Genomic DNA, 19518 nt, shown 5'->3' on the forward strand with positions numbered 1-19518 from the left:
CGAGCTCAACCGAGCCGCGAGCATCATCACACGTACGACTACTGGTCCAGTAATGGTACGGATTAGCTGGTCATCCCTCTTCCGCCATCATCGTTGCTGCTGATTCGGACCTCCGCGATCCCCCTTTGGATCGGGCCGGCACGTCCTGAGCTAGAAGGCTCAGCATCAAGATCGATGCACGTTCGCGTGGCGTATTCCTGACCCAAGCATTCCAAAGGATTGATCTTCAAATGCACACGATCGTACTGGCCACCCAAAAGGGTGGCAGCGGCAAGAGCACGCTCGCCATCGGCCTCGCGCTCGCGGCCAAGCAGGCCGGCTTCACCGTCCGCCTGATCGAGACCGACCCGCAGGGCACCCTGTCGAACTGGCAGCGCCGCCGCACCGCCGATGATCTCGTCGTCGAGCCGATCTATCACGCAGCCGACATCGAGCCGCGCCTGAAGATGCTGGCTGACAGCGGCCTGCAGCTTGCGATCGTCGACACCGCCGCCGGCCTCAGCGCCGCGACCACCGCTGCAATCCGCCATTCCGATCTCTGCCTGATCCCGGCCCGCCCGAGCGTCGCCGACATCGAGGCGACCGTCTCGACGCTCAGCGTCGCACGCGCCTGGAAGCGGCCCTACAGCTTCGTGTTGAACCAGACGCCGATCCGCGGCCAGCGCATCGACAACGCCGCCAACACCCTCGCCGAGGAAGCGGCGCTCGATCTTTCTGACGTGCTCGCGCGCCCGCTGATCGTGATGCGCAACGATCACCAGGACTCGCTCGCGAACGGCCGTGCGGTGAGCGAATTCGCGCCGAACGGCAAGTCGGCGGACGAGATCCGCGGCCTCTGGCGCTGGATCGAAACCCGGCTCGAGCTAAGTGCCACGACCAATGTCCAGATCGACCAGGTGATATCGGCTGCGGGCGGCATGCTGCATGTCGCTGCCGAGCTTTCGGCGGACGAGACCACGACACTGGCGTCCTGAGCGGGGCGATCGCTCAGACGGCAGCCGGCCCTTCACCATCCCGAAGGGCCCCAGCGACGAAGCAATCCGGCCACCAGCCCGGCCGGATTGCTTCGCTTCGCGTTTTTTGACCCCCATCCATCCGTCGCGCCCCGGGCAAAAGCGCGAAGCGCGGCTTCGCGCAGGTGTCCCGGGCATCCACGTCTTGGCAACAGGGAAGAAGAACGTAGATGGCCGGGACAAGCCCGACCATGACGTTGGGCATGCATTAGCCTTCAATCGCAGATCTGTTGCCCAACCAGGCCTCCCGCCGCACGATCCATTTCTCGGACTTCGATTGCCCGTCGTGATGGGCGAGCTCGATGAAGCCGACGAATTCCGCGCCGGTCTTCTGCTTGACCCGACGCGAGGCTTCGTTGGTCGCGGCGTTGCAGACGTAGAAATGATCGAGGCCGAGCGTGAGGAAGGCAAAATCGTTCACCGCGGCGATGGCTTCCGTCATCAGTCCGCGCCGCCAGTAAGGCTCCGCCAGCCAGAAGCCGCGATTGCCTTTCGGGCCTTCTGTACGGGGCCGCAGATGAATGTTTCCAATCGCCTCGCCGTCCCCCTCCTTGAGCACCAGAACCCAGAGATGGATGTCGTCGCCGGCTGAGATCTTGTCGAACTGCATCCTGACAAACGTCTCCGCTCCGTCGGCGGGATACGGCCACGGCACGACCATCGAGAGATGCCGGATGATATTCCAATTGTCGAAATGGCGCTGGATCGCCGGCACGTCTGACAGCGCCAGCGGACGCAGGATCAGCCGTTCGGTTTCAAGCTGCGGCGTCGGCATGGATTTCTACTTCTGACATTTCTGACACCAGAAGGTGGACCGGCCATTCTGCGTAAACCGCTTGACCGTGCCACCGCACCCCGGCGTCGTGCATTTCTCGCCTTCGCGGTCGTAGACCTTGAACGAGTGCTGGAAATAGCCGAGCTCGCCCGAGGTCTGGCGATGGTCGCGCAAGGACGAGCCGCCGGCCTTGATGGCGTCGTTCAGCACGGTGTGGATCGCACTTACCAATCGCTTCGCATGATCGGTCGGCTCGCCGCCGCCAACGCCCTTGCGACCCTTGGTCGCGAGCGTCGCCGCGATCCGGCGCGGCGACAGATGCGAGCGATGCAGGGCTTCGCAGACATAGATGTTGCCGAGCCCCGCCACCACGCGCTGGTCGAGCAGCGCGGCCTTCAGGCTGGTGGCCTTGCCTTCGCAGGACCGCGCCAGCATCGCGGCGTCGAATTCGTTGCCGAGCGGCTCGGGGCCGAGGCCGCGCAGCAGCGGCTCCTCGTCGAGTGCGTTACGCGCGATCACTTTCATGTAACCGAAACGGCGCGGGTCGTTGAAGACGATGTCGGCGCCGGAAGACATCCGAAACAGCACGTGGTCGTGCGTGGAGTCCTTACCCCTAGGATAGTGAAACTCGCCGGGAGCTGCCTCGTTGTCCGGCTTGATGACGCGGAACGAGCCCGACATGCCCAGATGCATCAGGAGCACATCGCCGGAGGCGAGATCGGCCAAGAGATATTTTGCACGGCGGCCGAGCCCCGTGACGACCTGCCCCTGAAGCCGGGCCACGAAATCTGGCTGGAACGGAAAGCGCAGGTCCGGCCGGCGGGCCTCCGCCACCAGGATTTTCGCACCCTCCATCACGGGCTGAAGGCCGCGGCGGACGGTCTCGACTTCGGGCAATTCAGGCATGGTCAGGCATTCACCTTATGAGGGCGGTGTGATAGCGCCATTGCGGCGGGCGCGCTATGGTTCGCCCAGTGGAGTAGAGTAATGGATCGGCCGGGCGAAACCACGCATTTTGGCTTCAAGGACGTCCCCCTCGGGGACAAGCAGACGCTGGTGAACGATGTGTTTCACAGCGTGGCATCGCGCTATGATTTGATGAACGATTTGATGTCCGGTGGCCTGCACCGGGTCTGGAAGGACATCATGATCACCGCGCTCGACCCGCCCAGGAGCGACCGGTCGTTCGCCTTGCTTGACGTGGCCGGCGGCACCGGTGACATCTCGTTCCGCGCCGCCAAGGCCGCGGGCCCCGGCTTCCATGCCACCGTCTGCGACATCAACACCGACATGCTGGCGGTGGGCCGCGAGCGCGCCGCGAAGCGCCATCTCGAAACCCGGGTCGATTTCGTCGAAGGCAATGCCGAAGCGCTCGCCTTCGCCGACCGCAGCTTCGACGCATATACGATCGCTTTCGGCATTCGCAACGTGCCCCGGATCGATCTGGCGCTGCGCGAGGCCTATCGCGTGCTGAAGCCCGGCAGCCGCTTTCTGTGCCTGGAATTCTCCACCGTCGAGATGCCCGGGCTCGACCGGATCTACGACCTGTTCTCGTTCAAGGTGATCCCGCCGCTCGGCCGCATGATCACGGGCGACGCCGAGTCGTACCAATATCTCGTCGAGTCCATCCGCAAGTTTCCAAAACCCAACGCCTTCGCCGACATGATCCGCGACGCCGGCTTCGCCCGCGTCAGCTGGCAGACCCTGTCCGGCGGCATCGTCGCACTGCATTCGGGCTGGCGTTTGTGATCTCTGCCTTCACCCACATTGCGCGCCTGATCCGCGCCGCGTTCGTGTTTGCGCGCGAGGGCGTGTTCGGCTCGGTCGATCCGAGCCTGGTGCCGCCGCCGGGACAGCTCGCTCTGAAGCTGGCGCGCCTCGTCGAACGGCGTGGCGTCAAGCACGGCCCGCGGATATCGCGCGCGCTGACGCGGATGGGCCCCGCCTATCTCAAGCTCGGACAATTCCTGGCCACACGACCCGACGTCGTCGGCGTCATCATGGCGCGCGACCTCGAAAGTCTCCAGGACCGCCTGCCGCCGTTTCCGCAGGACGAAGCCGAAGCCGCGATCGCGACCTCGCTGGAGCGGCCGCTGAAGGACGTGTTTGTGAGCTTCGGCCCGCCCGTCGCGGCGGCCTCGATCGCGCAGGTGCATCGCGGCGAGGTCTTGCACGCCGGCATCCGCAAGTCGGTCGCGGTCAAGGTGCTCAGGCCCAACGTGGCCTCACGCTTCCGCCGCGACCTCTCCGATTTCTTCTTCGTCGCAAACAAAGCCGAGACCTACTCGGCCGAAGCGCGGCGGCTGCGCCTCATCGAGGTCATCAACACCATGTCGCGCTCGGTCGCCATGGAGATGGATCTGCGGCTGGAAGCTGCGGCGCTGTCAGAGATGGCGGAGAACACGCAGGGCGATCCTGATTTCCGCGTGCCGTCCGTGGACTGGGACCGCACCACGCACAACGTGCTGACGATGGAGTGGATCGACGGCATCGCGCTGAACGATCACAAGCGTCTGGCAGAATCGCAGGTCGACCTGCCCGATCTCGGCCGCAAGGTGATCCAGAGCTTCCTGCGGCACGCGCTGCGCGACGGCTTCTTCCACGCCGACATGCATCCGGGCAATCTGTTCCTGGATGACGCGGGACGACTCGTCGCAGTCGATTTCGGCATCATGGGCCGGCTCGGCATGAAGGAGCGGCGTTTTCTCGCGGAAATCCTGCTCGGCTTCATCACCCGCGATTATCGCCGCGTCGCCGAGGTGCATTTCGAGGCGGGCTACGTGCCCGCGCATCACTCGGTCGAGAACTTTGCGCAAGCCATCCGCGCCATCGGCGAGCCGATCCACAACCGCACGGCGGAAGAGATCTCGATGGCGCGGCTCTTGACGCTGCTGCTCGAGGTCACCGGCCTGTTCGACATGACGACGCGGCCCGAGCTGATCCTGCTGCAGAAGACCATGGTGGTGGTCGAGGGCGTGGCGCGCGGCTTCGACCCCAAGCTCGACATCTGGAAGATCGCCGACCCCGTGGTACGCGAATGGATCGAGCGCAATCTCGGACCCATCGGCCGGGTGCAAGGCGCGCTCGCCGGGACCGGAGACATCGCGCGCGTGCTGATGCGCCTGCCGGAGATCGCCGAGCGGTCGGTGAAGGTGCTGGAGCAGCTCGAGACCATGACGCGGGAAGGCATCAGGCTGTCGCCGGAGAGCATCGCCGCGATGGGTCGCAGCGAGGGCCGCAAGAACCGCTGGCGCACCGTCGCGCTCTGGATCATCGCCGCGACCTTCATCGGGATCCTGATCGCCGTCCGGAATCTGTGATTGCCAAAAGTTTGATTGCATTGCAATCACACGAATGATAGCATCGCTATCATTCCGTGCTGGAGGGGCGTCATGGCAAGCCTGACCATCCGCAAGCTCGACGACGGCGTCAAAACCTATTTGCGGCTGCGCTCGGCCAAGAACCGCAGATCGGTCGAGGAAGAGGTCCGGGTCATCCTGCGGGAGCTGATCGAGGGCCGCGAGGAGCCGCTGACGCCGTTTTCGGCGCCGCCGGCAGCCTCCGTCGGCCCCACCCCTCAGCGCACCGGCGCCGTCCCTGAGGCCAGCGTCACCCTGATCATCGGCGGCGGGATCGCAGCCTATAAATCGCTCGACCTGATCCGAAGGCTGAAGGAGCGCCGCGTCGAGGTCCGCTGTGTCCTGACCAAAGCGGCGCAGCAATTCGTCACGCCGCTGGCGGTCAGCGCCCTCTCCCATGAGCGCGTCTATACCGACCTGTTCGACCCCCAGAGCGAGTTCGACGCCGGCCATATCAGGCTTGCGCGCGACTGCGACCTGATCGTGGTGGCGCCGGCGACCGCCGACTTGATGGCGAAGATGGCCAACGGCCACGCCGACGATCTCGCCAGCGCGATCCTGCTCGCGACCAACCGCAAGGTGCTGCTGGCACCGGCAATGAACCCGCTGATGTGGAACAATGCGGCGACGCGTCGCAACGTCGCGCAGCTGCAGCGCGACGGCGTGGTGCTGATCGGACCCAATTCCGGCGAGATGGCCGAAGCGGGCGAGGCCGGAATTGGCCGCATGTCGGAGGCGGTCGAGATCGCCGCCGCCGCCGAGCGCCTGCTGCGGCCGCCGGCGCCGAAGCCACTTGCCGGCAAGCGCGTGCTGATCACCGCAGGTCCCACCCACGAGCCGATCGATCCGGTGCGCTACATCGCCAACCGCTCTTCCGGCAAGCAGGGCTTTGCCATCGCCGCCGCCGCACAAGCCGCCGGCGCCGAGGTGATCCTGGTGAGCGGTCCGGTCGACCTCAGCGATCCCCAGGGCGTGACGGTGAAGCATGTGGAATCGGCGCGGCAGATGCTGGAGCAGGTGCAGGCCTCGCTTCCCGCCGACATCGCGATCTTTGCCGCCGCCGTCGCCGACTGGCGCGTTGCCAACGAGGGCGAGCAGAAGCTGAAGAAGACCGCAGCCGGCATGCCGCCGCTTCAGCTGATCGAGAACCCCGATATCCTCGCCACGATCTCGAAGCTGACCGACAAGCGCCCGCCGCTGGTGATCGGCTTTGCCGCCGAGACCGAGCACCTCATCGACAACGCCAAGTCAAAACTTGCCCGCAAGGGCTGCGACTGGATCGTCGCCAACGACGTCTCGCCCGCCACGGGCGTGATGGGCGGCGACCGCAACACCGTGCATCTGATCAGTCGCAAGAATGGTGAGAAGGACGGCGAGATTGCAGTTGATTCCTGGCCGGTGATGACCAAGGAACAGGTCGCCATCGAACTGGTCGCGCATGTCGCACGAAGCGTGACCGACAAATCCCTGGAGCCGGCATCTTGAGCACGAAGGTCACTGTCGAACTGCAACGCCTGGCCCATGCGGAAGGCCTGCCAATGCCGGCCTATCAAACCACCGAGGCGGCCGGCCTCGACCTGATGGCGGCGGTGCCGGACGGCGAGCCGATGACGCTCGCACCAGGCCAATATGCGCTGGTGCCGACCGGCCTTGCGATCGCATTGCCGGCCGGGCACGAGGCGCAGGTGCGGCCGCGCTCGGGACTTGCCGCCAAGCACGGTGTCACCGTGCTGAACGCGCCGGGCACGATCGACGCGGACTATCGCGGCGAGATCAAGGTGATCCTGATCAACCACGGCGCGGCGCCGTTCGTGATCAAGCGCGGCGAGCGCATCGCCCAGATGGTGATCGCGCCCGTGGTGCAGGCCGTGCTGGTTCCGGTGGCCACATTGTCGGCCACGGATCGCGGCGCCGGCGGCTTCGGCTCGACCGGCCGCTAGTTTCTTACCTCTCCCGCTTGCGGGAGAGGTCGACGCGCAGAGCAGGGGAGGGAGCGCACCTGCTCCGCGGCGGCCATGTCGCCCAAATATTCGGCCCCGCTAACGCACGGCAATTTCAGCCGAATCATCCCGAAGAACTACGTGGGCGGGAACCCCTCCCCCGGCATTTTTTTGGGGCCGCCTTTGCGTTCACGATCTGGACTCTTACCGGCGGAGTCGCGGTGAGGGTATTGTCGTTTGATTCGCGCGCGACGGGGGTCGCCGCGCGTAAATTCGTGCGGTCTTGGGGCAACTATGTCAGGCGTGATCGTGTCGATGCGTCGGACGCTGCTGTCGTGCACATCGCTCGTGCGCAACGGCTTGTTGGGAGGCGCTCTTGCAGCGCTGCTGCCGGCTGCGCCGGCCGAGGCGGCCGACCTCATCGACACCCTCTCCATCATGCTGGATTTCAACCGGCAGGAACTCGCGGTGCTCGCCACCGCGCTGGCCTTGCTCGGCTTCTCGGTGGTGGCTGCGATCCTCTTGATGCGCACGCGCGTGCGCACCGCGAAGAACGAGGCGCGGCTGCGCGCCCGAATCGGGGAACTCCAGCTCCAGGCCGACCGCTTCGGCGCGCTGCTGTTCGCCGAGCCGCAGATCCTGATCTCCTGGCCGGCCGGCGACAATCGCGCGCAGATCTCCGGCGACATCTCCATGGTGCTGCCGCGCGACTCCTCGCCGCAACGGGTGCTCGCATTCGGAACCTGGCTGCCGCCCGAGCCCGCGCTCCAGATGGATCACGCCGTCGATGCGCTGCGTGACCGCGGCGACGGGTTCCAGCTGACGCTGACGACCGCGCATGGCCACACGCTCGAGGCCATCGGCCGCGCCATCGGCGGCCAGGCCATTGTCCGGATTCGCGAACTCTCGGGTCTCCGCCGCGATCTGGCCGAGACCAATCTGCGCTACAACGCGCTCTCCGACGAGACCGAGATGCTGCGCGGCTTTGCCGCCAACGCACCTTGGCCGATCTGGGCCAAGGGCGAGAACGGCGCGCTGACCTACGCCAACCCCGCCTATGTTCGTGCCACCGAGGCGAACAACGTCACCGATGCGCAGGAGCGCAAGCTCGAGCTGCTGGACAGCGCCGACCGCACCGCGATGGAACGGGGACTGAAGGACACCGCCAATTTCAACGCCCGGCTGCCGATTGTGATCAGCGGCGAGCGCCGCATCTACGATGTGCGCGCGGTCAATGTCGGCAGCGGCAGCGTCGGCGTCGCCATCGATGCCAGCGAGGCGGACGCGCTCAGCTCGGCGCTGGTGCGGATGGCGGAGGCGCATCGCCGCACGCTCGACCAGCTCTCCTCCGGCGTTGCCGTGTTCGATGGCCAGCGCCGGCTCGCCTTCTACAACGATTCCTACCGCCGGCTGTGGGACCTCGACCGCACCTTCCTCGACGCCAATCCCGATGATTCCAGCGTGCTGGATCAGCTCCGTGCCGCGCGAAAACTGCCGGAACAGCCGGACTTCCGTGCCTGGAAATCCAAGCTGCACGAGGCCTATCGCGCGGTCGAGACCACCAAGGACACCTGGTACCTGCCCGACGGCCGCGCGCTCTCGGTCGTCACCACGCCGAACCCGGAAGGCGGCGTCACCTATCTGTTCGACGACGTCACCGAGAGCCTCGAGCTCGCCCGCCGCTTCGACGGCATGATCCGTGTCCAGCGCGAGACGCTGGACAGCCTCGCCGAGGGCGTCGCGGTGTTCGGCAGCAACGGCAAGGCGCAGCTGTTCAACCCGGCCTTCGTCCGGATGTGGAAACTGTCGAGCGATGCCATGCGCGACGAGCCGCACATCCAGACGGTGGAAGGTTGGTGCCATCAGCTGTTCGACGACCCCACGGTCTGGCGCCAGATCCGCGAGGCCGTCACCTCGATCGAGAGCCGCGCCGACGTGCCGCTGAAGCTGGAGCGCAAGGACGGCAGCGTGCTCGACGGCATGATCCGCCCGCTGCATGACGGCGCGACCATGCTGACGTTCCAGGACATCACCGACACCGAGAACGTCGAGCGCGCGCTGCGCGAGCGCAACGAGGCTCTGGAGGCCGCCGACCAAATGAAGGTGGATTTCGTCCACCACGTCTCCTACGAGCTGCGCTCGCCGCTCACCACCATCATCGGCTTCGCGCATTTCCTCAGCGATCCCTCGACCGGGCCGCTGACGCCGAAACAGGCCGAATATCTCGACTACGTCACCAAATCGACCAATGCGCTGCTGGCGCTGACCAACAACATCCTCGATCTGGCCACCATCGACGCGGGCGCCATGAAGCTGGAACTCGGGCCGGTCGACGTCAGCAAGACCATCGAGCTCGCGGCCGAAGGCATCCAGGACCGGCTCGCGACCGACCGCATCCGCCTCAAAGTCGAGATCGCGCCCGATGTCGGCAGCTTCGTCGGCGACGAGAAGCGCGTGGTGCAGGTGCTCTATAACCTCCTCGCCAACGCCGTCGGGTTTTCTCCACAGGATTCCACCGTCGGCATCAGCGCGCGCCGCACCGAACGCAGCGTGGTCTTCACTGTGACAGATTCCGGGCCTGGAATACCTGCCGACATGAAGGACAAGGTGTTCAACTGGTTCGAAAGCCGCTCGCAGGGCTCGCGTCACCGCGGCGCCGGGCTCGGCCTGTCGCTGGTGCGCTCCTTCGTCGAGCTGCATGGCGGCAAGGTGCGGGTGGATTCGATCGTCGGCCGGGGCACGGTCGTGATCTGCGACTTCCCGACCGACCAGGCGGCGCATCGCGACGCCGCCGAATGAGCGCGCCCACCACATTCTCCGTCGCGCTTCACAACGAGACGGCCACCGCGCAACTGATGGCCGACCTCGCGCTGCTGGTCGGTCCCGGCGATGTCATCACCCTCACCGGCGATCTCGGCGCAGGAAAGACCGCGGCCGCCCGCGCGCTCATCCGCTACCTCGCCGGCGACGAGGCGCTGGAAGTGCCGAGCCCGACCTTCACCCTGGTTCAGGGCTATGAGCTGCCGCCCTTTCCGGTGATGCACGCCGATCTCTACCGCGTCGAGGACGAGAGCGAGCTCGAGGAGATCGGGCTGTCGCCGCTGCCCGATGCCACACTCGTCCTGATCGAATGGCCGGAGCGCGCGCCGTCGGCGATGCCACAGGATCGCATCGACATCGCGCTGACGCATCGGCCGGCGCTGGGCTCGAATGCGCGCGCCGCCGACATCACCGGTTACGGCAAGGCGGCCGCCGCTGTCGCGCGGCTGCAGGCGCTGCGCGAATTCCTCGATGCCTCTGGCTACATGGATGCGACTCGCAAGCGCATGGCCGGCGATGCCTCGACCCGCTCCTATGCGCGGCTGCTGCGCAACGACGAGATCGTCATCCTCATGAACTTTCCGCAGCGCCCTGATGGTGCTGCGACGTACAACGGAAAATCGTACAGCGCCGCGGTGCATCTCGCCGAGAACGTCAAGCCGTTCGTTGCGATCGACGAAGGCCTGCGCGCGCAGGGCATCTCGGCGCCCGCGATCCACCATTCCGACCTCGACCATGGCTTCCTGATCACCGAGGATTTCGGCAGCGAAGGCGTGATCGAAGGCGATCCGCCACGCCCGATTGCCGAGCGCTACGAGGCCGCGGCCGATGTGCTGGCCGTGCTCCACGGCAAGACGCTGCCGGAAACATTGCCGCTGGACGGACAGACCTACGCTATACCTGTCTTCGATGCCGAGGCGCTGCTGATCGAGATCGGCCTGATGCCGGAATGGTATCTGCCTGATCGGAACGCGCCGCTGAGCGACGACAAGCGGGCGGAATTCTTCGCGATGTGGCGCGAGCTGCTGAGGAAGCCGCTGGCCGCGCCGAGGACGTGGATCATCCGCGACTATCACTCGCCCAATCTGATCTGGCTTCCGGATCGCGCCGGCATCGCGCGCGTCGGCGTGATCGATTTCCAGGACACCGTGCTCGGTCCGCAATCCTACGACGTGGTGTCGCTGCTGCAGGACGCCCGCATCGACGTGCCCGAAAGCCTCGAGCTGACGCTGCTGTCGCGCTACATCAAGGCGCGGCGCGCTGGCGATGCCGGCTTCGATCCGGCCGGGTTCGCCGAGCTCTACGCCATCATGTCGGCACAGCGGAATACGCGGCTGCTCGGCACCTTCGCCCGCCTCAACCGCCGCGATGGTAAGCCGCATTATTTGCGTCACCAGCCGCGGATCTGGACCTATCTCCGGCGCTCGCTGGCACATCCCGCGCTGAGCTCTTTGCGCGACTGGTATCTCGCCAACGTCCCTCCGCCCCAAAGTCCGGCCTGATTCGGAGGCCGATTTACCAGCTGTTAGCCAAGACGCCGGTATTCTGGCGGCGAGGCAGCCGGATCATTACGGGCTGGAGCGGGCAGATGGCGGTAAAGACGGACCAGCGCGGCAACAGCCGGGTTGTCTTCGAGCGCGGGATCTCGGCCCAGATGATGGGGATCGACGGCACCTGGCGGCGCGACTGCACCATGGAGGACGTCTCCGAGACCGGCGCCAAGCTGACCATCGACGGCTCGGTGGAGGGCCTCCATCTGAAGGAGTTCTTTCTGCTGCTGTCGTCCACCGGACTTGCGTACCGGCGTTGCGAGCTGGCCTGGGTCAATGGCGACCAGATCGGGGTCAATTTCCTCAAGCTCGGCGACAAGAAGAAAAAGGCGCGTTCCACAGCCGTCGGGGCATGATGGCAACACCCGTCGTACAACCGTCACGGCGGGTGGTTAAGGCGGTTGAGATGCGGTGCGGCTGATCGAACCTCGTGTTAGGATTGCTGCGAACGCGAAAGGTCTGAGAAAGCGAAGGATGTCCGTCAAACCGACCAAAGCCATGGTGCTCGCCGCAGGGTTTGGCCTGCGCATGCGTCCCCTGACGGACAAGATGCCGAAGCCGATGGTGCCGGTGGCCGGCCAGCCACTGCTCGACCACGTGCTCGACAAGCTCGGCCAGGCGGGCGTGACCGAGGCCGTGGTCAACGTGCATTACCTGCCGGACCAGATCATCGATCACGTCGCATCGCGCCAGCTTCCGCGCGTGACAATTTCTGACGAGCGCGACCAGGTGCTCGGCACCGGCGGCGGCGTGGTCAAGGCGCTGCCGTTGCTCGGCCACGCACCGTTCTTCCACGTCAATTCCGACACGCTCTGGATCGACGGCGTGCGCTCCAATTTGACGCGGCTCGCCGAGAATTTCGACCCCGCGCGCATGGATATCCTGCTGCTGATGGCGCCGACTGCGACCAGCATCGGCTATAGCGGTCGCGGCGATTACGGCATGCTGCCCGACGGCGCCCTGCGCAAGCGCAAGGAAAAGGAAGTCGTTCCGTTCGTCTATGCCGGCGCTGCGATCCTGTCACCATCGATCTTCGAAGGCGCGCCGCAGGGCGAGTTCTCGCTGACGAAAATGTTCGATCGCGCCAACGAGCAGGAGCGGCTGTTCGGCCTCCGCCTCGACGGCGTCTGGATGCATGTCGGCACGCCCGACGCCGTGCACGCCGCGGAAGAGGCGTTTCTGGAGAGCGTGGCGTAGGGCCGGTCCCGAACGCGGTGCCGTAGGGTGGGCAAAGGCGCCCTAGCGCCGTGCCCACCATCTCTCTCGATGGCAAAATGCGTGGGCACGCTTCGCTTTGCCCACCCTACAAGACCTGTCAGGTCTCGCGAACAGCGGGGACGACTTCCCCCCGCCCCATGACCATTCGACCGCGCCTCCCTATATTGCCCTGATCTCCGAATCAGGCAGCTCATGCGCGTCTTCAGCGTTCCCCTCTCAGTTCCATTCCTGCGCACGATCGTCGCGAGCCTGCTCGACGGACGGCTGGTCGAGGGATTCGAGGCGCGCAAGGAACCGGCGCGGCTGGCGGATGCCACGCTGTATCTGCCGACAAGGCGCGCGATGCGCGTGGTCCGCGAGATCTTCCTCGACGAGATGAAAGCGGACGCCGTGGTGCTGCCGCGCATCGTCGCGCTCGGCGACATCGACGAGGATGAGCTCGCCTTCGCCGACGAGGGCGAGCAGTTCTCCGGCGCAACGCCGCTCGACATTCCGCCGCGGCTTGGCGAGCTCGAACGACGGCTGACGCTGGCGCAACTGGTCGCGGCCTGGGCCAAGGGCCCGGTGCTGTCGCCGCTGGTGGTCGGCGGGCCCGCCTCGACGCTGGCGCTCGCCGGCGACCTCGCGCGCCTGATCGACGACATGGTGACGCGCGGCGTCGACTGGAGCGCGCTCGACGGTCTCGTACCTGACAACCTCGACCGTTACTGGCAGCACTCGCTCGAATTTTTGCGGATCGCGCGGATCGCCTGGCCCGGTCATCTCGCCGAGATCAACCGGATCGAGCCCGCGGCGCGGCGCGATCACCTGATCGCGGCGGAGGCCAGACGGCTGACCGCGCATCCGAACGGGCCGGTCATCGCGGCGGGTTCGACCGGCTCGATGCCGGCCACAGCAAAATTTCTGCACGCAGTCGCATCGCTGCCGCATGGCGCAGTGGTGCTGCCGGGCCTCGACACCGATCTCGACGACGGCGCCTGGCGGAGCATCGGCGGCGTGCGCGACTCGCTGGGCAAGTTCGCAGAGCATCCGGCGTCGAACCATCCGCAATATGCCATGCACGCGCTGCTGGATCGTTTTGGCATCAAGCGCAGCGACGTCGAGATTCTCCTGCCGCCAGCGGACGGCGGCCGCGATCTGCTCGCCTCCGAATCGATGCGGCCGTCGGCCAAGACGGAAGTCTGGCACGACCGGCTGAAGCAGCCGGATGTCGCAGCGAAGATCTTGGGCGGCATGAAAAGCCTCGCCGTCGTCGAAGCCCCCAATCCGGAGATGGAAGCGCTCGCCATTGCCATCGCCATGCGCGAAGCACGGCATCTCGACAAATCGGCAGCGCTGGTGACGCCGGACCGCGCGCTGGCGCGGCGGGTGATGGCTGCGCTGACCCGATGGGATCTCGCCTTCGACGATTCCGGCGGTGACGTGCTGATGGAAACATCCGCCGGCGTCTTTGCCCGGCTCACTGCGGAAGCGGCGACCAAGGGACTGGAGCCGCCAACGCTGCTGGCCATGCTGAAGCATCCGCTGTGCCGGCTCGGCCGGCTGCCTGGCGCGTGGAAGGCGGCGATCGAAGATCTCGAGCTTGCAGTCCTACGCGGCACGCGTCCGCCTGCCGGCACCGGCGGCCTGCTGCGCGAATTCAACCGCTTTCGCAACGAGCTGACAAAGCTGTGGCGCAGCGAGGTCTCCGCGCTTCACAAGGCCGAGCCCCGTGCGCATCTCAAGGCCGAAAACATCGACCGCATCCAGACGCTGATCGACACCTTGCAGAAGGCGCTGGCACCGATCGAGAGTCTGGCGTCGGCAAAGCCGTTCGACTTCGCCGAGCTTGCCCACCGGCATCGCGAGATCATCATCGAGCTGTCGCGCGACGAGCAGGGCATCCCGCTCGCCTTCGAGGAGCGCGAAGGCCTCGCGCTCGCCGGCGCCTTCGACGATCTCCTGCGCGGCGGCACGATCAGCGGACTGATGGTGACGCTGCCTGATTATGCCGACGTCTTCCAGACCGCTTTCAGCGACCGCGCGGTGCGGCGGCGAGACAAGCCGGGCGCGCGGCTGCAGATCTACGGCCCGCTGGAATCGCGCCTGATGCAAGCCGACCGCGTCATAGTCGGCGGACTGATCGAGGGGGTTTGGCCACCGGCGCCGCGCATCGACCCCTGGCTGAGCCGGCCGATGCGGCACGAGCTCGGTCTCGATCTGCCGGAGCGCCGCATCGGCCTCTCCGCCCACGATTTTGCCCAGCTGCTCGGTGGCGACGAGGTGATCCTCACCCATTCCGCCAAGGCCGGCGGCGCGCCGGCGGTGGCTTCGCGCTTCCTGCATCGGTTGGAGGCGGTTGCGGGCGACGATCATTGGAAGGCGGCCGTTCGCGCCGGCGAGAAATACGTGCAGTTCGCGGGCGCGCTCGACCAGCCGGACGAGGTCAGGCCAATCAAGCAGCCCGAGCCGCGGCCGCCGCGCGCGACGCGGCCGCTCAGGATGTCGGTGACCGCGATCGAGGACTGGCTGCGCGATCCCTACACGATCTACGCAAAACACATTTTGCGGCTCGATGCGCTCGATCCCGTCGACATGCCGCTGTCGGCCGCCGACCGCGGCTCGGCGATCCACGACGCGATCGGCGAGTTCACTGAATGCTATGCGACGCGTCTGCCTGACGACCCCGCTCGCGTGCTGCGCGCGATCGGCGAGAAATATTTCGCGCCGCTTATGGAGCGGCCCGAAGCGCGGGCGCTGTGGTGGCCGCGCTTCCAGCGCATCGCGAGCTGGTTCGGCGAATGGGAGACGGCGCGGCGCGACGCGATCGAGGCCATCGTCGCGGAGACGCGCGGCGAAATTTCGATCATGCTCGACAGCGCGCGCAGCTTCCGCCTTTCGGCCCGCGCCGACCGCATCGAGCGGCGCCAGGGCGGCGGCTGCGCCATCCTCGACTACAAGACCGGACAGCCGCCGACCGGCAAGCAGGTCCGCATGGGCCTGTCGCCGCAGCTCACACTGGAGGCCGCGATCCTCCGCGAGGGTGGCTTTCCCGATATCGACGCCGGCGCGTCGGTGAGCCAGCTCGTCTATGTGCGCTTGAGCGGCAACAATCCGCCGGGCGAGGAGCGCATCCTCGAGCTCAAGTACAAACCCGGCGACGAGCCGCAGCCGCCGGACACAGCGGCCGCCGAAGCGCGGGCCAAACTGGAAGCGCTGATCCGTGCCTTCGACGACGAGAACCAGCCCTACACCTCGCTGAACCTGCCGATGTGGTCCAATCGCTACGGTACCTATGACGATCTCGCCCGGATCAAGGAATGGTCCGCGGCCGGCGGTTTGGGGATCGAGGAATGGTGAAGGCACCGCGCCCCATCCCCGACGAGGTCCGCGCGCGGCAGGCGCGTGCGTCCGACCCAACCGCTTCGGCCTTCGTGTCGGCCAATGCCGGCTCGGGCAAGACGCATGTGCTGGTGCAGCGCGTGATCCGCCTGCTGCTGTCGGGCGTGCCGCCGGAGAAGATCCTCTGCATCACTTTCACAAAGGCCGCCGCCGCCAACATGGCCGAACGCGTGTTCACCACGCTTGGTCACTGGGTGACGCTGGATGATACCGGGCTCGACGCAGCGATCCGCGCTGTCGGCATCCCGCATCCCAGCGCGAAAATTCGGCGCGAAGCGAGAAAACTCTTCGCCTGCGCGCTGGAGACGCCGGGCGGGCTGAAGGTGCAGACCATCCACGCGCTGTGCACGCGCCTTCTCCAGCAGTTTCCGTTCGAGGCCAACGTTCCCGCGCGCTTCGCCGTGATCGACGAGCGCGACCAGACCGACATGATGGAGCGCGCCAATCTGAAGGTGCTGCTGGAGGCCGCGCGCGATCCGGAGAGCGTCACCGGTCGCGCATTGCTGACCGCGATGGCGAGCGCGGCCGACGTCACCTTCAAGGAGGTCGTGCGCGAAGCGTGCCTGAGCCGCGATCACTTCATGGCCTGGACGGATGAGGCCGGCAACGCCGAAGCCGCCGCTGCGCAGATGGCGGCGGCGCTGGGCGTCGATGCGAGCGATCGCATCGAGGACGTCGAGACCGAGATTCTCGATGGACCCTATCTACCGCGATCGCGCTGGGACGACATCGCCTTTGCGCTGGAAGACGGCAGCAAGTCCGACAACGACCAGGCCGGTCGGCTCCGCGAGGCCAAGGCGTTCTCCGGCAGCGCGCAGGTCGATGCCTATCTCTGCGTCTTCCTCACCGACGAAAAGCTGCCGCGCAAGGCGGTGCTGACCAAGAAGCTTGGCGAGCACAACCCGTCGGTCGCGCGCCTGTTCGAGAACGAGGCGCAGCGGGTCAGTGCATTGATCGAGAAGCGCCGGGCGGTCGCCATGCGTGACCGCACCGCGGCCCTGCTGCATATCGCCACCGCGGCCGCCGCCAACTACCGCCGCGAGAAGCAGGAGCGCGGGCTGCTCGACTACGACGACCTCATCGACAAGACGCTGGCGATGCTGAACCGTGTGTCTTCAGGCTGGGTGCACTACAAGCTCGACCGCGGCGTGGACCATGTGCTGATCGACGAAGCGCAGGACACCAGCCCGCGGCAATGGGACATCGTCGCGCACATCATCTCCGAATTCACCGCCGGCGAAGGCGCGCGCGAAGGATTGAACCGCACGGTCTTCGCGGTCGGCGATGAGAAGCAGTCGATCTTCTCGTTCCAGGGTGCGGCGCCGCACGAGTTCGACGCGCGCCGGCGCGAGCTGCACCGCAAGTTCACCTCGGCGGGGCTGAAGTTCGATCCGGTCGCCTTCACCTATTCGTTCCGCTCGGGCGCTGCGATCCTGCACTCGGTCGACCACGTCTTCCGCGAACAGGAGATCTACAAGAGCATCCATTCGGTCGAGATCGGCCATCCCCTGCACAACGCGCTCGCCGATGCCGGTCCGAGCGTGATCGAGCTGTGGGATCTGGCTGTCGCCGACGACCGCCAGGAGATCGAGGGCTGGCGCGCGCCGTTCGACGGCGTCGCTGTCACCAGCCCAGAAGTCAAGCTGGCGCGCCGCATCCAGGCCGAGATCAAGCGGCTGGTCGAGAGTGGCACGCTGACGGGGCACGAGGGCGAGCGCCGACCGCTGCGCTATGGCGACATGCTGATCCTGGTGCGCCGCCGCGGCAATGCCTTCGATGCCGTGATCCAGGCGCTGAAGCACGCAGGCGTTCCGGTGGCCGGCGCCGACAGGCTCAAGCTGACCGAGCACATCGCGATCATCGACCTGATGAACCTCGCTGATGCGCTGCTGCTGCCGCAGGACGATCTCGCGCTGGCGGTGGCGCTGAAGAGCCCGCTGTTCGGGCTGGATGACGACGACCTGTTCCAGCTTGCCCATGACCGCAAGGGATCACTGCGCCGTGCACTCGGCGAGCATGCGGCCGGAAGCGAGAAGTTCGCGGCCGTGCTGCGGCGGCTTGAAGCCTGCGAGACCCGCGCGCGCGAGGAAACGCCGTTTGCCTTCTACGCCTGGTTGTTAGGGGGCGACGGCGGACGTGCGCGCATCCTGCGCCGGCTCGGCTTTGAAGCCAACGACGCGCTCGACGAATTCCTGGAGCTCGCGCTGAGCTGTGAGCGCAAGGCGCCGGCATCGTTGCAGGGCTTCATGGCCTGGCTGCGCTCGGCCGACACCGAGGTGAAGCGCGACATGGAGATCTCGCGCGACGAGGTGCGGGTGATGACGGTGCATGGCGCCAAGGGCCTGGAGGCCTCGGTCGTATTCATGGTCGACACCACGTCGTCGCCCGCGGACTCGCAGCGGGTGCGGCTGATCCACGTGCCGCGCGGCAATGGCGGCGAGGTCGTGGTCTGGGCCGGCCGCAAGGCCGACGACCCCAAGCCCGTCGCCAACGCGCGCAAGGCGATGCTCGAGGAGACCGAGGACGAATATCGCCGCCTGCTCTATGTCGCGATGACGCGCGCGGCCGATCGGCTGATCGTCGGCGGCTGCATGCCTGGCAATATGAGGACGGTCCGCAAGCTGAGCTGGTATGACCTGGTCGACACCGGGCTCGCCGGCTCGGGCCTAGACAAGCAGACGATCGAGACGCCGCTCGGCAAGGTGACGCGATTCGCCCGGCCGGAGGACGTCGCCGCGCTGGGTATCCCGGCGGCGACCGTGGACCAGACGGTCGCGCTGCCGGCCTGGCTGCGAACGCCGGCGCCGCGCGAGATCGTCGACGACGACATGGTGCGCCCGTCCGGCCAGTCGGCTGAGGAAGGCCGCAGCGTGCGGACCGGCGAATCGGTGCGGTCCCGCGCGCTCGCACTGCAGCGCGGCACGCTGGTGCACCGTCTCCTGCAATCCCTGCCTGATATCGCCGCGGAGCGCCGGCGCGAGGCCGCGCTCGGCTTCATGGCACGCAATGCCTCCGACTGGACGGAGGCCGACCGCGCCGCTTTGGCCGACAAGGTGCTCGCCCTGCTCACTGAACCGCGCTTCGCGCCGGTCTTTGCCGCCGGCAGCCGGACGGAAGTCGCCATCGCCGGCAGGCTGGAGCGGCCGGGCCGTGCCCCGGCATTGGTGTCGGGGCAGATCGACCGGCTGATCGTTCGTCCGGATGAGGTTTTGATCGTCGATTTCAAGACCAACCAAGCGGCGCCCAAGAACGCGGCCGCAGCGCCCGCCGCCTATGTCCGGCAGCTTGCGCTGTACCGGGCGGTGCTGGCGCGGCTTTATCCCCAAAAGCCCATCCGCGCCGTCCTGCTCTGGACCGAGGCCCTTGAATATATGGAGATTTCAGCCCCCGCGCTGGACGCGGCGCTGGCATCCCTTCATCTCAGTGTGAGCGTCCTTGACCCGGCAAGGGGCCGTTCATAGG

General features: G+C 66.6%; 13 protein-coding genes. 11 read left to right on the forward strand and 2 right to left on the reverse strand.

Annotated features, from left to right (window positions below; all coding sequences use genetic code 11):
* The first annotated feature begins 230 nt into the window (after positions 1-230).
* Positions 231-974 carry a ParA family protein gene (locus tag XH81_RS20375; RefSeq protein WP_028139493.1) on the forward strand — a complete coding sequence of 248 codons (744 nt, stop codon included), beginning with the start codon at positions 231-233 and terminating at the stop codon, positions 972-974.
* A 247-nt stretch (positions 975-1221) separates the two neighbouring features.
* Here the strand turns inward: XH81_RS20375 and XH81_RS20380 are convergent, their stop codons facing one another.
* Positions 1222-1788 (reverse strand): GNAT family N-acetyltransferase, encoded by a 567-nt coding sequence (locus tag XH81_RS20380; protein WP_028139492.1) that lies wholly within the window; start codon positions 1786-1788, stop codon positions 1222-1224.
* 6 nt (positions 1789-1794) lie between these two features.
* Positions 1795-2694 carry a bifunctional DNA-formamidopyrimidine glycosylase/DNA-(apurinic or apyrimidinic site) lyase gene (gene mutM, locus XH81_RS20385; RefSeq protein WP_028139491.1) on the reverse strand — a complete coding sequence of 300 codons (900 nt, stop codon included), beginning with the start codon at positions 2692-2694 and terminating at the stop codon, positions 1795-1797.
* Between the two features lie 81 nt (positions 2695-2775).
* On the opposite strand from mutM, the gene ubiE reads away from it, so the two are divergent.
* The 10 genes from ubiE (at position 2776) to addA (ending at position 19517) form a co-directional block, all read left to right on the forward strand.
* Entirely contained in the window at positions 2776-3537 is a 762-nt protein-coding gene (gene ubiE, locus XH81_RS20390; RefSeq protein WP_028139490.1) for a bifunctional demethylmenaquinone methyltransferase/2-methoxy-6-polyprenyl-1,4-benzoquinol methylase UbiE, read from the forward strand.
* Positions 3534-5108 (forward strand): 2-polyprenylphenol 6-hydroxylase, encoded by a 1575-nt coding sequence (gene ubiB / locus XH81_RS20395; RefSeq protein ID WP_028139489.1) that lies wholly within the window; start codon positions 3534-3536, stop codon positions 5106-5108. The genes ubiE and ubiB overlap by 4 nt, the downstream gene beginning before the upstream one ends.
* A 72-nt stretch (positions 5109-5180) precedes the next feature.
* The gene (gene coaBC / locus XH81_RS20400; RefSeq protein WP_028139488.1) at positions 5181-6632 is read left to right on the forward strand and encodes a bifunctional phosphopantothenoylcysteine decarboxylase/phosphopantothenate--cysteine ligase CoaBC; all 1452 of its coding nucleotides are present in this window, start codon (positions 5181-5183) and stop codon (positions 6630-6632) included.
* On the forward strand, positions 6629-7087 hold the full coding sequence (gene dut, locus XH81_RS20405; protein ID WP_028139487.1) for a dUTP diphosphatase: 459 nt from the start codon (positions 6629-6631) through the stop codon (positions 7085-7087). Before coaBC ends, dut begins: the two co-directional genes overlap by 4 nt.
* A gap of 294 nt (positions 7088-7381) precedes the next feature.
* The gene (locus tag XH81_RS20410) at positions 7382-9886 is read left to right on the forward strand and encodes a sensor histidine kinase (protein ID WP_018323415.1); all 2505 of its coding nucleotides are present in this window, start codon (positions 7382-7384) and stop codon (positions 9884-9886) included.
* Positions 9883-11409 (forward strand): tRNA (adenosine(37)-N6)-threonylcarbamoyltransferase complex ATPase subunit type 1 TsaE, encoded by a 1527-nt coding sequence (gene tsaE, locus XH81_RS20415; RefSeq protein ID WP_028139486.1) that lies wholly within the window; start codon positions 9883-9885, stop codon positions 11407-11409. The genes XH81_RS20410 and tsaE overlap by 4 nt, the downstream gene beginning before the upstream one ends.
* Before the next feature lie 86 nt (positions 11410-11495).
* Positions 11496-11813, forward strand: a complete 318-nt coding sequence (locus XH81_RS20420; protein ID WP_018323417.1) for a PilZ domain-containing protein — start codon at positions 11496-11498, stop codon at positions 11811-11813.
* A gap of 118 nt (positions 11814-11931) precedes the next feature.
* The gene (locus tag XH81_RS20425; RefSeq protein ID WP_028139485.1) at positions 11932-12654 is read left to right on the forward strand and encodes a nucleotidyltransferase family protein; all 723 of its coding nucleotides are present in this window, start codon (positions 11932-11934) and stop codon (positions 12652-12654) included.
* Between the two features lie 213 nt (positions 12655-12867).
* The gene (addB, locus tag XH81_RS20430; RefSeq protein ID WP_028139484.1) at positions 12868-16014 is read left to right on the forward strand and encodes a double-strand break repair protein AddB; all 3147 of its coding nucleotides are present in this window, start codon (positions 12868-12870) and stop codon (positions 16012-16014) included.
* Entirely contained in the window at positions 16008-19517 is a 3510-nt protein-coding gene (gene addA / locus XH81_RS20435; RefSeq protein WP_028139483.1) for a double-strand break repair helicase AddA, read from the forward strand. Before addB ends, addA begins: the two co-directional genes overlap by 7 nt.
* Position 19518: the final 1 nt, after the last annotated feature.

Origin of the sequence: Bradyrhizobium sp. CCBAU 25360 (genome assembly GCF_028128695.1) — a bacterium.
GTDB classification, from domain to species: Bacteria; Pseudomonadota; Alphaproteobacteria; order Rhizobiales; family Xanthobacteraceae; genus Bradyrhizobium; species Bradyrhizobium ottawaense.

Coding starts and splice junctions, on each gene's coding strand:
- XH81_RS20375 (WP_028139493.1), top strand. CDS start 231: ATGCACACGATCGTACTGGCCACCCAAAAGGGTGGCAGCGGCAAGAGC.
- XH81_RS20380 (WP_028139492.1), bottom strand. CDS start 1,788: ATGCCGACGCCGCAGCTTGAAACCGAACGGCTGATCCTGCGTCCGCTG.
- mutM (WP_028139491.1), bottom strand. CDS start 2,694: ATGCCTGAATTGCCCGAAGTCGAGACCGTCCGCCGCGGCCTTCAGCCC.
- ubiE (WP_028139490.1), top strand. CDS start 2,776: ATGGATCGGCCGGGCGAAACCACGCATTTTGGCTTCAAGGACGTCCCC.
- coaBC (WP_028139488.1), top strand. CDS start 5,181: ATGGCAAGCCTGACCATCCGCAAGCTCGACGACGGCGTCAAAACCTAT.
- XH81_RS20410 (WP_018323415.1), top strand. CDS start 7,382: ATGTCAGGCGTGATCGTGTCGATGCGTCGGACGCTGCTGTCGTGCACA.
- tsaE (WP_028139486.1), top strand. CDS start 9,883: ATGAGCGCGCCCACCACATTCTCCGTCGCGCTTCACAACGAGACGGCC.
- XH81_RS20420 (WP_018323417.1), top strand. CDS start 11,496: ATGGCGGTAAAGACGGACCAGCGCGGCAACAGCCGGGTTGTCTTCGAG.
- XH81_RS20425 (WP_028139485.1), top strand. CDS start 11,932: ATGTCCGTCAAACCGACCAAAGCCATGGTGCTCGCCGCAGGGTTTGGC.
- addB (WP_028139484.1), top strand. CDS start 12,868: ATGCGCGTCTTCAGCGTTCCCCTCTCAGTTCCATTCCTGCGCACGATC.
- addA (WP_028139483.1), top strand. CDS start 16,008: ATGGTGAAGGCACCGCGCCCCATCCCCGACGAGGTCCGCGCGCGGCAG.